This window comes from Microbacterium sp. NPDC096154, from assembly GCF_040302945.1.
GTDB lineage: Bacteria > Actinomycetota > Actinomycetes > Actinomycetales > Microbacteriaceae > Microbacterium.
Genome location: NZ_JBEOSM010000002.1, coordinates 421,838 through 435,014, shown reverse-complemented (window position 1 = coordinate 435,014; position 13,177 = coordinate 421,838). Strand labels below are relative to the sequence as shown.

Annotated in this window: 14 protein-coding genes; 6 read left to right on the top strand and 8 right to left on the bottom strand. The window is 71.7% G+C overall.

What is annotated here, in order from left to right:
- Positions 1-12 precede the first annotated feature (12 nt).
- Positions 13-552 carry a YaeQ family protein gene (locus ABTW64_RS04590; RefSeq protein WP_350619640.1) on the top strand — a complete coding sequence of 180 codons (540 nt, stop codon included), beginning with the start codon at positions 13-15 and terminating at the stop codon, positions 550-552.
- A gap of 47 nt (positions 553-599) precedes the next feature.
- Here the strand turns inward: ABTW64_RS04590 and ABTW64_RS04585 are convergent, their stop codons facing one another.
- Positions 600-1,112 carry a MarR family winged helix-turn-helix transcriptional regulator gene (locus ABTW64_RS04585; RefSeq protein WP_350619638.1) on the bottom strand — a complete coding sequence of 171 codons (513 nt, stop codon included), beginning with the start codon at positions 1,110-1,112 and terminating at the stop codon, positions 600-602.
- A gap of 180 nt (positions 1,113-1,292) precedes the next feature.
- On the opposite strand from ABTW64_RS04585, the gene ABTW64_RS04580 reads away from it, so the two are divergent.
- The gene (locus tag ABTW64_RS04580; protein ID WP_350619636.1) at positions 1,293-1,616 is read left to right on the top strand and encodes a DUF7882 family protein; all 324 of its coding nucleotides are present in this window, start codon (positions 1,293-1,295) and stop codon (positions 1,614-1,616) included.
- 90 nt (positions 1,617-1,706) lie between these two features.
- Positions 1,707-3,248, top strand: coding sequence for an ATP-dependent DNA ligase (locus ABTW64_RS04575; RefSeq protein WP_350619738.1), 1,542 nt, complete (start codon positions 1,707-1,709; stop codon positions 3,246-3,248).
- Positions 3,249-3,256: 8 nt separating this feature from the next.
- Here the strand turns inward: ABTW64_RS04575 and ABTW64_RS04570 are convergent, their stop codons facing one another.
- From ABTW64_RS04570 to ABTW64_RS04550, 5 genes are all read right to left on the bottom strand, one after another.
- Positions 3,257-3,730, bottom strand: coding sequence for a DUF2510 domain-containing protein (locus tag ABTW64_RS04570; protein WP_350619634.1), 474 nt, complete (start codon positions 3,728-3,730; stop codon positions 3,257-3,259).
- Positions 3,727-4,620 carry a prolipoprotein diacylglyceryl transferase gene (locus ABTW64_RS04565; RefSeq protein ID WP_350619632.1) on the bottom strand — a complete coding sequence of 298 codons (894 nt, stop codon included), beginning with the start codon at positions 4,618-4,620 and terminating at the stop codon, positions 3,727-3,729. The genes ABTW64_RS04570 and ABTW64_RS04565 overlap by 4 nt, the downstream gene beginning before the upstream one ends.
- Positions 4,621-4,623: 3 nt before the next feature.
- Entirely contained in the window at positions 4,624-4,950 is a 327-nt protein-coding gene (locus ABTW64_RS04560; RefSeq protein WP_350619630.1) for a hypothetical protein, read from the bottom strand.
- Complete coding sequence (locus tag ABTW64_RS04555; protein ID WP_350619628.1) at positions 4,947-6,602, bottom strand: radical SAM protein; 1,656 nt, start codon at positions 6,600-6,602, stop codon at positions 4,947-4,949. Before ABTW64_RS04555 ends, ABTW64_RS04560 begins: the two co-directional genes overlap by 4 nt.
- A gap of 159 nt (positions 6,603-6,761) precedes the next feature.
- On the bottom strand, positions 6,762-7,469 hold the full coding sequence (locus ABTW64_RS04550; RefSeq protein ID WP_350619626.1) for a response regulator: 708 nt from the start codon (positions 7,467-7,469) through the stop codon (positions 6,762-6,764).
- Between the two features lie 212 nt (positions 7,470-7,681).
- On the opposite strand from ABTW64_RS04550, the gene ABTW64_RS04545 reads away from it, so the two are divergent.
- Entirely contained in the window at positions 7,682-9,691 is a 2,010-nt protein-coding gene (locus ABTW64_RS04545) for a sensor histidine kinase (protein ID WP_350619624.1), read from the top strand.
- Positions 9,692-9,881: 190 nt separating this feature from the next.
- On the opposite strand, the gene ABTW64_RS04540 is transcribed toward ABTW64_RS04545, so the two are convergent.
- Positions 9,882-10,745 carry an IclR family transcriptional regulator gene (locus ABTW64_RS04540; protein WP_350619622.1) on the bottom strand — a complete coding sequence of 288 codons (864 nt, stop codon included), beginning with the start codon at positions 10,743-10,745 and terminating at the stop codon, positions 9,882-9,884.
- A 104-nt stretch (positions 10,746-10,849) separates the two neighbouring features.
- On the opposite strand from ABTW64_RS04540, the gene ABTW64_RS04535 reads away from it, so the two are divergent.
- Positions 10,850-12,244 (top strand): aminomethyl transferase family protein, encoded by a 1,395-nt coding sequence (locus ABTW64_RS04535; protein WP_350619620.1) that lies wholly within the window; start codon positions 10,850-10,852, stop codon positions 12,242-12,244.
- Between the two features lie 76 nt (positions 12,245-12,320).
- The gene (locus tag ABTW64_RS04530; protein ID WP_350619618.1) at positions 12,321-12,698 is read left to right on the top strand and encodes a DUF4870 domain-containing protein; all 378 of its coding nucleotides are present in this window, start codon (positions 12,321-12,323) and stop codon (positions 12,696-12,698) included.
- Between the two features lie 73 nt (positions 12,699-12,771).
- Here ABTW64_RS04530 and ABTW64_RS04525 read toward each other — a convergent pair whose 3' ends face one another.
- Positions 12,772-13,155 (bottom strand): hypothetical protein, encoded by a 384-nt coding sequence (locus ABTW64_RS04525; protein WP_350619616.1) that lies wholly within the window; start codon positions 13,153-13,155, stop codon positions 12,772-12,774.
- Between the last annotated feature and the right edge of the window lie 22 nt (positions 13,156-13,177).

Here is a 13,177-nt window from a genome sequence, read left to right as displayed (position 1 = left end):
GGCTCTTTCCTCATGGCCCTCGGCGCGACGATGTACACGTTCACCGTGCAGCTGGCGGACGTGGACCGCGGGGTGTACGACGAGCTCAGCCTGCGCGTAGCGCGGCATCCGTCCGAGACCGACGCGTACATGATGACGCGTGTGCTGGCGTATTGCCTGGAGTATGAGGAGGGCATCGCGTTCGGCGAGGGCATCTCGCAGGCCGATGAGCCGGCGGTGGTGGTGCGCGACCTCACGGGATCGCTCGTGGCGTGGATCGAGGTGGGGGCGCCGGATGCCGAGCGTCTCCACTTTGGCAGCAAGGCCGCCGACCGCGTCGCGGTCTACACGCACCGCGATCCCCAGAAAGTGCTCGCCGCCTGGGATGGAAAGCGGATCCACCGGGCCGGGGACATCCTGCTGCGCAGCTTCGATCCGGGCTTCGTCGACGACGCGGTGGCGGCCCTCGAGCGCCGCAACACGGTCACGCTGTCAGTGACCGAGGGGCAGATCTATCTGGAGCTGAACGGCGCGACGCTCTCGTCCGCCATCCGCGAGCACCGCATCGCCTGAGCCGCGGATCGCCTGAGCGGCGGATCGCCTGCCGCCGCGGGCGAGGCTCACTCCGGCTTGTCGTGCACGGCCGCCTCCTCGACCGCGGCCGTCATGCCGTCGAGGAAGCGCGCAACGACCGCGCGGTCATGCTCGCTGAGCCCATCGACGAGGTTGAGCATGCGCTGGTGCATGGGGCCGAGAGTGGCGCGCACCTCGTCGTCGCTGTGCTTGGTGGGGACGACGATCTGCGTGCGTCTGTCGGTGGGATGGGGTTCGCGCAGTGCGTGGCCGTCGCGCACCAGGCGGTCGACCAGCGTCGTGACGGAGGCGGTCGAGATGTGCAGGTGGCGCGCGAGATCGACCGGTCGCACCGCGCGGCCCGCGTGCTGCTCGCGCAGCAGGTAGCGCAACGCCATCAGGTCGGTCTCGTTCATCCGCATGGAGGCGCGCGTGCGCGCACGCATCGCGGTCTCGGCCGAGCGGTAGCGCCGCAGCAGATTGAGGACGTCGACCGTGCTGGCCCCCTCCGAATCGGGGTACCAGTAGCCGGATGCGGCGTCATGCGTCGGGAGTGCCATCCGGGCGAGCCTACTTCCCTCCTGCGTCGCACGACCGCGTCATTCCGCGCCTTTCGGCGTCTTGGTGCGCCGCGTGTCCTCCGAATGGCCGACTTGCAACGCCTATCTGATTATTAGATCATCTTACTATCGGGGGAGCGAGACGACAGGCCGCGACTGCGGCGCGATCAGGAGGATGTCATGGGGCAGCTGTTCTACGGGTCGACGCAGCAGGCGATCGAGGTGGAGGACGAGCTGCTGATGCACGCTCGCATGGTGGCGTTCACGAAGCTGCGGCGGGGCGAGTCGTTCCTGATGTCGTGGCGGCGTCCGCAGGGCGGCCGCGAATCGGTGTGGGTGCACGCCGCGATCCCCCTGCGCTTCGTGTGCGAATCGGACGAGGCCATCTCGCTCGACCCCCGGGTGCTCGAGGAGATGGCGTACGCGGCCGGCTCGATGAGCGGACTCGACCTGAGCCCCGAGCGTGCCCGCACCCTCTCCGCGGTACCGGCCCGAGCGGCCTGAGCCTCCGGCCGACGACCGCGAGCGCCGGATCGCCCCGCTCAGCGGACGATGACCGCTCCGGACGTCGGTGGCCCGGAGGACAATGACGGCATGCTGCTGAGCGAGCTGGTCACGGCGACGCGGGAGGTCGCGGGAACGTCGTCGCGCCTGAAGAAGGTGGCCGCGCTCGCCGAGGCGCTGCGTCGGCTGGAGCCCGAGGAGATCGCGCCGGCGATCGGCTTCCTCACCGCCACCCCGCGCCAGGGGCGGATCGGCGTCGGCTGGCGCGGGCTCGCCGCACTCGCGGTCGAGCACGCCGTCGAGCCCCAGCTGACGGTGCTCGACGTCGATGCGGCGCTCGACCGCCTCGCTGCGACGGAGGGGCGCGGATCCGCCGAGGCCCGCCGGCTCGAGCTCGAGGAGCTGGCGCGCCACGCCACGGCGGACGAGTGGGATTTCGTGGCGCGCGTGATCCTGGGCGAGCTGCGCACGGGCGCGCTCGAGGGTGTGCTGCAGGACGCGATCGCCAGGGCGGCCGACCGCGACATCGCGACGGTGCGGCGGGCGGCGATGCTCTCGGGAGATCTGGGCGAGACCGCGCTGATCGCGCTCGCCGACGATGCGGATGAGCTGGCGGCCGTCGGGCTGCGGGTCGGCAGGGCCGTGCTTCCCATGCTCGCGTCGACCGCGCCCTCCGCGGCGGCGGCGCTCGAGGCGATCGGCGGCGAGGCGTCGGTCGAGTACAAGCTCGATGGAGCGCGCATCCAGGTGCACCTCGACCGCGGCAAGCCGGACGGCGACGACGTGCGCGTCTACACGCGCAGCCTCGCCGACGTCACGCACCGGGTTCCGGAGCTGGTGACGGCCGTGCGCGCGCTGCCCGCCGAGCGCGCCATCCTCGACGGAGAGACCCTCTCGCTCGACGACGACGGCTCCCCGCGCGCGTTCCAGGACACCATGGCGCGCTTCGGATCGGAGGCAGCGGCGTCGATCGCCTTGAGGCCCTGGTTCTTCGACATCCTGCACGTCGACGGACGCGACCTGATCGACGAGCCGCTGGCCGCGCGACTGCACGAGCTGCAGCGCGTCGCGGGTGCGTCGCGCATGCCCGGCATCGTCACGGACGACGCCGCTCAGGCCGAGGAGTTTGCCCGGGCCGCGCTCGCCGCGGGCCACGAGGGCGTCATGGTGAAGGACCTCGACTCGCCGTACATCGCCGGCCGTCGCGGCAAGGGTTGGCTCAAGGTCAAGCCGGTGCTCACCTTCGACCTGGTGGTGCTCGCGGTCGAGTGGGGCTCGGGGCGCCGCACGGGCATGCTCTCGAACCTGCACCTCGGCGCGCGCGATCCCGAGGGGGAGTTCGGCGAGCCCGGAGGCTTCGTCATGGTCGGCAAGACCTTCAAGGGCCTCACCGACGCGACCCTGCGGTGGCAGACGGAGCACTTCCCGACCATCGAGACGCGCCGCACGGCCCACGTGGTGCACGTGCGCCCGGAGACCGTCGTCGAGATCGCGATCGACGGCGTGCAGCGCTCCACCCGCTACCCCGGCGGCGTCGCGCTGAGATTCGCACGCGTGAAGAACTATCGCCGCGACAAGAGAGCCGCTGAGACCGACACGATCGGCGCGCTGCGGGCCCTGCTGCGCGGCTAGGGTCCCGCCTACACGAAGCCCGAGGCCGACAGCATGACGACGCACACCCCGAAGGTCACGATGGGCGTCGCGGCGACACTGATCAGCAGGCCCGTGCCGAGGCCCCGCAGCCGCGGGAAGAACATCAGGACGATGCCCGCCACGAGCACCGCTCCGAGCACGAGCAGCGCGGCGCTGAAGCTGTCGAACCCTCCCGAGAACCCGCTGAAGAACACCGCCAGGGGCAGGAGCACCCCGATCGCCAGGCCGATCCAGATCCACGCCCCGAAGCGCAGCCCGCCGAGCTGTGGCACCGACTCGCGCGGCGCGTACACCGGAGGCGGATACGGCTGCCCGGGTTCCGCCTGCCATGGCGGCGTCTGCGGCGGCTCGGTCGGGAGTGGCTGGGTCTGCGCGGACCACTGGGCGCCGTCCCACCAGCGCAGCATGGCCGCGTCCTGCGGGTCGGGATACCAGCCCGCGACGGGGTTCTCTGGGGTCATGGCTCGTCCTGTCGAGTCGTCGGAAGGGAAGCGGAGGCGATCGACCGCTCGGCCGCTGCGGCGGCAGCCGCAGCAGGCGCCGCGGCACCGAACGTGTAGGCCGTGCCCGGCAGGGGCGGCGGCAGGCGGAAGCGGCCCGTCCTGACCATCCACGCGATGCGCGCGAACAGGAGCGGCAGCGTCGCCAGCAGGAAGAGCTGCGGTCGTGTCATGCCTATCCACGCCACCTCGTTGCCGCGCACGAACTCGACCAGGAAGCGGAACAGCCCGTACGCGGCGATGTAGAGCGTGAGGGTCTCGCCCGGGGCGATCGCTCGATGCCGCAGCCAGAACCACAGCACGGCGAACGCGGCGGCGTGGAAGACGATCTCGTACACGAAGCTCGGATGCAGCGGCACGCCGGCAGGCCCACCCGTGTAGGCGGCGGCGTCGGCGTCGAGCACGATGCCCCACCCCGTGCCCGTGGGCGTGCCCGGCTTCTCGGTCAGCAGGCAGCCGATGCGGCCGATCGCCATCGCCAGCGCGACGGCCGGCGCGAACAGGTCGCCCGACCTGTGCGGATAGCGCACGATGCGCTTGGCGACATGCACGCCCAGCCACGCGCCGACGAGCGCCGACAGCATCGACGCGTTCCCGTAGGCGAGCTGGTCGACGAGGCTGAGATTGCGCGACGGGTCGAGGTGCTGGGCCCACGTGCCCAGACGTGCGAGGACTGCGGCGCCGAAGAGGGCGCCCAGCACGAGGAACCAGATGCGGTCGTCGCGAACATGGCGCCGGCGCTTCTCGATCACGAACACCGCCATCGCGGCCGCGATGCCCAGCGCGACGAACGTCGAGTGCGTGTCGACGGGCGGGCCCCAGCCCAGCAGATCCTGCAGCGTCGGGAACACCGGTCAGCCTCTGAGCACCCGCATCCACAGCAGCACCCAGAACGGGATCGCCGCCGCCGCCAGCACCGCGATCGCCGACAGGTACGCGAGCACCAGCCGCGTGTCGCCGAGTCGGCACTTCGAGCGCAGCAGGCCGCCGCGCCGCGCCCGCGCGTACCCCGCGATCGCGACGATGCTGAACCCCAGCAGCGCCACGGGGCCGAGCACGCACGTGATCAGCGCGACCGTCGTGAACACGCACAGCCGCAGCGGGTCGAACGCGGGCTCCGGATCGCCCACGCGGTCGTCGTAGCGGTTCAGGTGCTCGTACCCCGATGTCGCCCCGGTCATGTCGTCACCGGGAGGAGGGGGCGTCCGCCGCGGGCTCCCGTCTCGCGCACCGCCGTCATCCGCTCGTCACGGTCGCGCGATCCGGTCGCTGTCGACAGGCGCGTGCGGCCGAGCGGCGCCCACGCCTGCACGGCGCAGAACGGGGCGCACTGGTGGGCGGCGCCCCCGTCGGCGGCGGGGGCCTCGTTGACCGTCGCGACATGCACGCAACACTGCGTGAGGCGCTCCTCGATCATCGTGTTGATGTCCATGAAGGGCTTGATCGTGATGCGCTTGACGCGCTCGCCCATCATGCGGCGCAGACGCTGGTGCTGACCGGGCAGACGCGACGCGGCGAGCGTCGCCAGCGTGCCGATGCCGAGGTCGCACGCCTGACAGATGTCGCGCCAGATGTCGACCATCGACGGGTGCGACAGCGATGACTGCTCGCTCAGCAGGTCGAGCAGCGAGGTCTTCACCACCTCGCGGATCTTCTTGTTGACCTGCGAGTCCGCGATGCGATTGGCGATGAGGTCGGGCTCGAGCTCGAGGAACTCCTTGAGCCGGTCGTGCCCGATCAGCCCGACGAGCGACTTCCACTCGCCCGCGTCATCCTTCAGCAGGTAGCCGACCGAGCAGCAGTGCGGATGGCTGCACGGCAGCGCCGTGAGGTCGCGCCACGTCACCTGGCCCTCGGTCTGCGGCCCGAGCCGGGCGAGCACGCCCGTGTGCGTGAGGCGGTCATCCGGATCGATGCCCGCCGAGCGCCCGGACCCGAACACCGGCTGGATCGTGACCCCGCCCACGAACGGCGTCTCCATGGCGCGCCGGATCACGGCGCCGATCTCGCCGTCGTTGACGCCGAGGGCGGCGGTCATCGTGAGGGTGGTGAAGACTCCCGCGGCGGAGAGGCGCTCGAGCGCGCGCTCCTTGAACCGGCGGATGTCGGCGCCGCGGTGGTAGGCCGACGCCTCCTTCGACTCGCCGTCGTACTGCAGGTAGATCTCCACACGCTGCCGGTGCTTCTTCAGCACCTCGACGAACGCGTCGTCCTGCGCGATGCGCAGCCCGTTCGAGTTGATCAGGATGCGCACCACCGGCCTGGCCACCAGGTGCTCGAGCAGCTGCTCGAGCCACGGGTACAGCGTCGGCTCGCCGCCCGACAGCATCAGCACGTCGATGCGGTTGTTCTCGCGGGCCAGCCGCGCGTCCACCGAGGCCAGCACCTCGGCCAGCGGCGCGACCGCGCTCGCCGCGGGGCTCGACTCGGCGAAGCATGTCGGGCAGCGCAGGTTGCAGTGGTCGGTGATGTCCTGCAGCAGGATGCACGTGTGCTGCGTCTGCATGGCCGGCAGGCCGTCCTCGTACGCCGAGGGCACGGGCTTGAAGTTGCCGATCGTGTCGGGCGTGTGCACCTTGGTCGGCGCGGTCCACTGCTCGAGATACGTGAGGATCTCGGCCGACTCGTCGTACATCGTGCGGATGAGGCCGTGCTCCGGGCAGCCGCGCTCGAGCCACACCTTTCCGTCACGGTCGGCGAGCCACCCCGACAGCCGGCGCACCTCCGAGAGCGGGCGATCCGGGTTCTCCTCGTGGCACCGCGGGCAGAACGCGTTGACGTAGCGGTGCACGCGATAGTCGCGCAGCGGCATCCCCGCTGTGGGCTGGCTCATGCCGATCACAGTAGCGGCGAGGCGCTCCGGGCGGCTGTCGGCCGTTCGGCTTGGTGTTCGCGTCGAGCGGGCCGATCATGGGTCGCGAACCGGGGCTCCCGACATCCCCGCACATGATCTGTGTGGCGATCGGTCCATCAGCGGTTCCCCGAGGGCGCCTCAGCTGCGGGCGAGGCCCGTGCGGAAGGCGAGGGAGACCGCCTGGGCGCGGTCGGTGATGCCGAGCTTCAGGAAGATGCGGTGCACATGTGACTTGACCGTGGCCTCGCTGAGGTAGAGCTGCTGGGCGATCTGCGCGTTCGTGCGGCCATCGGCCATGGCGAGCAGCACCTCGCGCTCGCGGCGCGTCAGCGCCTCGATCTCGGCGGGTGTCGCGGTCGGCGGCTCGCTGCGCGAGGCGAGCTCCTGCAACAGCGCGCGTGTCACGGCGGGGTCGAGCCAGCCCTCGCCCTTGGCCAGTGCCCGCACCGCCTCGGGCAGCACCGATGGGGCCGCGCTCTTGAGCAGGAAGCCCGCGGCGCCGGCCCGCACGGCGTCTCGCACGGCGACGTCGTCGCTGAACGTCGTGAGGATCAGGATGCCCGGCGGGGTGCCATGGGCCTCCGCGAAGTCCGACGATGTGAGCCGACGCGTCGCCTCCACGCCGTCGACGCCGGGCATCCGGACGTCCATGATCACGACGTCCGGATTGGTGTCGGTGACAAGGCGCACCCCGTCGTGTCCGTCGGAGGCCTCGCCCACCACCTCGATGCCCGGCTCGGCGTCGAGCAGCATCCGCAGGCCGGCACGGATGAGCGCCTCATCGTCGACGAGCACCACCCGCACCGCCCCTGAACTGCCCGCAGGGAGCCCCGCATCACTCGTCATAGCCACAGTGTGGCGCCGGATGGAGCGCTCTGCCAGAAGGAGCTGCACGGTGGCTCCGGCGTCGCGTGCGTTGTCGCGGGTGCGAACTCCACCCACAGGGCGAACAATCGATTCCACCCGGGGGTGGACGCGCCGCCGCCGCACCGGCAGCACGCTGTGATGCAGAACCGATCGGCTGTCGATCGGATGCAGGACCGATCGAAGGAGTCGTCATGCTGGATCCGGATGTGGCAGTCGCCCTGCCGAGGAGCGCGGGACGCACCGTGCCCGTGCCGGAGCGCTTCGACGTGGTGCTGGTGGCGGTGGTCGGCACCGCCTACACGTTCGTGCTGCTCGGGGCCGTCGGACAGGACGCCCTGGCCCCGGTCGGGCTGGCGGCGGTGATGACGCTCGTGCCGCTGCTGTGGCGCACGCACGCGCCGCTCATCGCGCTGGCAGCTGTCATGGTCATCCAGAGCGCGGCCTTCGTCGTCGTGCCGGGCTTCACGCCCGACGCAGCTGAGATCACCTTCGTGTCCGTGCTGATCGCTCTCGGCGCCGTCGCCGCGCGCCGACCCGCGTGGGCCGGGGCCGGCGCGTTCGCTGCCTCGTGGGCCTACCTGCTCGTCTGTCTCGCAGTCACGTACTGGGGCACGAGAAGCTCGTCGACCACCTTGGCCGAGATGGTCGTGTGGTCGGCGAGCGTGACGGGTGTCACGTGCGCGCTCGCCTGGGGGCTCGGCGCGCTGGCGCACCGGCATCAGGCGCGCATCGGGCGGCTCGAGCGAGCGCGCCGGGCGGCGGGTGACGCGGTGCGCGCGGAACGCGCGCGCATCGCATCCGACCTGAACGGCATCATCCGGGTGTCGGTGTACGGGATGCTCAGCCACGCGGCCGCGGCGCGTCAGGCGCTCCGCGGGGATCGGGGCCGGGCGCGGGAGGCCTTCGCCGCCGTCGAGTCGATCGGCGTCGAGGCCATGCACGAGCTGCGGCGCCTGCTGCACGTACTGCACGATGAGGGCCGCCTGTCGACCGACCCCGGTGCGACCGAGCCCGATGGGCCGCACGCGCGTGTGCGCCGGATGCTTCGCGTCGACCGCTCGGACGTCCTGGTGGCCGCGAGCGGAGTGCTCGCGAGCGTCGTGCTGGCCGCCGCGTCGTTTCCCGCTCGCACCGTGCCGCACGCGTGCGCGTATCTGGCTGTCGTCCTCTGGGTGCTGTTGTGGCGCCGTCGGTTCCCGGGCGCCGTGTTCGTGCTCGTCATCGCCGGTCACGCGAGCGCAGTGCTGCTGTTCAACCGGGGTGACTTCGTCTGGGACAGCTGGAGCGCGCACGTGCCGGTGCTGCTCGCGCTCGCCGCGGTGGCGGCGCACGCCCCGGTGTGGGTCTCGCTCCCGGCGCTCGTCGTCGCGTACGGCTATCTGATGCCCGTCGCGTACGTCTACCCGGAGGTGCTCGCCTCGAACCTCACCACGGCTGCGGCGTTCGTGCTGGCGGTCTGGGTCGCGGGCTTCTTCGCGGGGAGGCGGCGCCGGCACATCCTGCAGCTCGAGGCGGAGGTCGCCGCGGCAGCGCGGGCGGTGGATCGGGAGCGTGCCGGGCTGGCCTCCGACCTGCACGACATGATCGGGCACGCCATCACCGTCATGGTTCTGCAGGCCGCGGGGGCGCGGCGCATCATCGACCAGGACCCCGAACGCGCCGCGCGGGCCGTGCCGCCCATCGAACAGGGCGGAGCGGACGCCCTGCGCGAGCTGGACGCGCTGGTGCGCGTGCTCGAGAGCGGCGACGAGGTGCCGGCGGCGGTCGCGCCCGAGCGTCCGAGGGGGCTCGCCGACATCGGGCAGCTGGTCGCGCGCGTCCGCAGCATCACGGCGGAGATCGCCGTCGAGGTGGAGGGCGAGCCGCGTCACCTCGAGCCCAGCGTGGACCTGGCGGCGTACTGCGTGGTGCGCGAAGCCCTGGCCAACGCCGCGAAGCACGACGGCGACGCCGCCCGGGTCCTGGTCGCGGTGGCGTGGAGCGACCGGTCGGTGCGGGTGCGCGTGGGCAGCGCCCCCGCCGCCTCTGCCGAGGCTGCGCCCGCGGAGCTGTCGGGCGGCTTCGGGCTCGCCCACCTCGACGAGCGCGTGCGACTGGCAGGGGGAGAGCTCACGTGGGCGTCGGACGGCGGGGTGTTCACGGTCGAGGCGGTGTTCCCCTTGGCGCGCACCGTCGCCCCGGCCGGGCTGGCCGCAGGCTGACCCGCCCCGGGCCCGCCCCGCCCACTGCACACCAATTTTCGTGTGTACTCGCGCGTGCACACGAAAATTGGTGTGCACTCGGATGGGCCGTTGGATGCCCTGGCCGCCGGGGTGCGCTCCCCGGGTGCCGGGGTGCGCTGCCCGGCCGCCGCGGTGCGCTGCCCGGGCGCCGAGGTGCGCCCACCTCGGGTCACCCCCGTCCGCGGGCACGGCGCTCGAGGTAGCGCATCGACTCGGCGGATGACGCCACGAGGGCGCGCAGCGAGCCGCCGGGCAGGGCGCGCGGGTGGCCGGCGGGCAGGTACGCGCGCAGCAGTGCGTCGGAGATGCGGTGGGCGGTCTCCCGCAGCAGCGTCGCGACGCGGCGCGGCGACGACGCGTCGTTCGGGATGACCGCTCCGAGCGCGCCGACGACCACCTCCTCCGACCCGCGCACGGGTACCGCCAGGCCGCGCGACGCGGGGTGGATCCAGCCGTCGGCGATCGCGTAGCCGCGGCGGCGCGTCGCCTCGACCTCCGCGCGCAGCGCCTCTGCCGTGCGCAGCCCCGCCGCCGTGACCGGATGGATGCCCCGCTCGATCACGGCGTCGACGAGCCCCGGCTCGCCGAAAGCGAGGAACACCATGCCGCTCGTGGAGTGCTGGATCGGGATCCGGTCGCCCACGATCGACCCGTTGATCACGGCATCCGGTGCGGAGAGCCGCTCGATCATCAGCACGTCCGTGTCGATGCGCACCGCGAGCTGCACGTGCTGGCCGATCAGGTCGTGCAGGCGGCGCAGGTACGGCTCCGCGATCTCGCGCAGACCCAGGGCGCCCGGGGTCTTGCTGCCGATCTCCCACAGCCGGTTGCCCAGCCGGTACGTGCGGCCGGCGACGGGCTCCAGCAGCCCATGCTCCACGAGCTCGGCCACGATGCGGTGCACCGACGACAGAGGGATGTCCGAACGCCGGTGGATCTGCGTGAGCGTGAGGAACGGGGCATCGGTCGTGAACGCGTCGAGCACCGCGAGCACGCGCGACAGCGCCGAGGCGCCGGCGGAGGACTTCGCCATCGAAGATTCCTTTCAACGGAAGGCACGCTACCCCGGGGCGAGGCGCGTTTCTAGGCTGACCGCACCCGCATCCCGGATGCCGCATCCGATCGAAGGAGATCGACATGTCAGAGACCCTCGCCCAGGCGCTCGCCCGCGTCGGAGACCCCGTCGAGCTGCTGCGCGACGTGGACTATCCCGCGTTCACCTTCCCCGTTCATCCGGAGTTCTCGAACTGGCGCAGCGAGTCGCGGTCGTGGAACGAGACGGTCGCCCTCATGGATCAGTCGCACCACATGACGCAGCTGTTCCTCACGGGCGACGACATCGCCGAGGTGCTGAGCGGCATCGCCGTGAACACGTTCTCCAACTTCCGCCCCGGCGTCGCCAAGCAGCTGATCTCGGTGAACCACGACGGTCACGTGATCGGCGACGGCATCCTGTTCAACCTGAACCACCCGACCGCGCAGGGCGAGAGCGTCGTGCTGATCGGCCACCACGTGCTGATCGACTGGGTGCGCTTCCACGCCGAGCGCGCATCAGAGCAGGAGGGGAAGGACATCGGGTACCGGCTCGAGGGCAACTCGAACATGCGCGAGGGCGATCCCACGTTCTACCGCTACGAGCTGCAGGGCCCGCACGCGCACGCGGTGCTCGAGAAGCTGCTCGGGGGGCCCGTGCCCGAGGTCAGGTTCTTCCACATCCACGACTTCACGTTCCACCTCCCCGGCGCCGCCGCCGGCACCACGGTGCAGGGCCTGCGCCACGGCATGGCGGGGCAGCCCGGCTTCGAGTTCTTCGGCCCGTACAGCGAGGGCGAGGCCGTGCGGCAGGCGCTGCTCGAGGCCGGCGCAGAGCACGGCATCGTGCGCATCGGCGCCAAGGCGTACTCGGTGACGCCCCTCGAGTCGGGGTGGGTGCCGACGCCCTTCCCCGCCATCTTCGGCGACGACCCGCTGTTCGCCGAGTACCGGGAGTGGCTGCCACTTGCGCGCGCCGGCTCCATCGGCGGGTCGCTGAACGGACCGGTCGAGAACTTCCTGCTCACGCCGTACGACCTAGGGCTCGGGCGCTCGGTGAACTTCGACCACGACTTCATCGGGAAGGAGGCGCTGCAGCGCATCGCCGAGACGCCCGCGCGCCGCAAGGCGACGCTGATCTGGGACGCCGCGGACGTCGCGAAGATCGTGCAGTCGCAGCTCGAGCCCGGCACCCCGGCGAAGTACCTCGAATGGCCCAAGGCGCGGTACGGCTTCTACCAGTTCGACGAGGTCGTGCAGGATGGCCGCCGCGTCGGCGTCTCCACCGACGCGGGGTACGTCGCGTACGACCAGCTGTACCTGTCGCTCGCGTCGATCGATGTGGACGTGCCGGATGGCGCGCGCGTGGAGGTGCTGTGGGGCGAGGAGCCGAACTCGCGCAAGGCGAACGTCGAGCCGCATGCACAGGTGCGCGTCGCCGCGACGGTGGCGCCGGCGCCGTACCACGCGTATGCGCGCACGACGTATCGGGATCTCTGACGCGACCTGCCGCGACGCGACCCGTCGCGCGGGGAGCAAGGGCAGCCCGCGCGCCCGGCGACCCTATCCTGAGCACATGACGTACCCGTACCCGCAGCAGCCCTACGCCGGAGCGCCGCAGCCGATGAACCCGAGCGACGAGAAGATGTGGGCGACGCTCACCCACATCGGCGGGATCTTCTTCAGCTTCCTCGCTCCGCTCATCGCCTACCTGGTGATGCGGGATCGCGGTCCGTTCGTGCGCGCGCACACCGCGGCGGCGCTGAACTTCCAGCTCACGCTGCTCATCGCGTACTTCGCCGGCGGCATCCTCAGCGTCATCCTGATCGGCATCCCGATCCTGCTGGCCGCGGGCGTGATCGCGATCGTGTTCCCGATCATCGCGGCCGTGAAGGCCAGCGGCGGCATCTGGTACCGCTACCCGTCGTTCCTCGCCATCCCGTTCGTCAGCTGACACGCGAAGGCCTCCGCGCCTGCCGGGCTGTGCGCCCGCGGCGGCAGAGGCCTTCGCGTCTGCAGAGCCGCGATCAGCCCTCGGCCTGGGAGGGATGGCCCTCGGCCGGCTGGACCTCGGCGTCGGCCGGGTCGGCGGGGTCGTCCCCCTCGGCCTGCGACGGATGGCCGGGGTCGGCGTTCTGCCCGGAGCCTCCCGACGGCTGCTCGGTCGCGGCCATGTCGGGCACGCCGAGGTCGGGATCCTCCTGCGAGGGGTCCACGCCCTCACCGCTGGGCTGGTCGGTCGGCGGATCGGCCATGCCCAGGCCGTCCTCATCCGGCGCCTCGGCCGAGGGGCCCTCGTCCACCGTGGGGTCGTCGCCGGTGCTGAGGTCCGGATCCTCGCTCACGAGGTCGTCCTCCGGGCCGCGCTGCTCGCCGCTGGTCCCCTCCGCGCCGTTCGGTGTGCTGGTCATGGATGCACCTCCTGTCGTATGT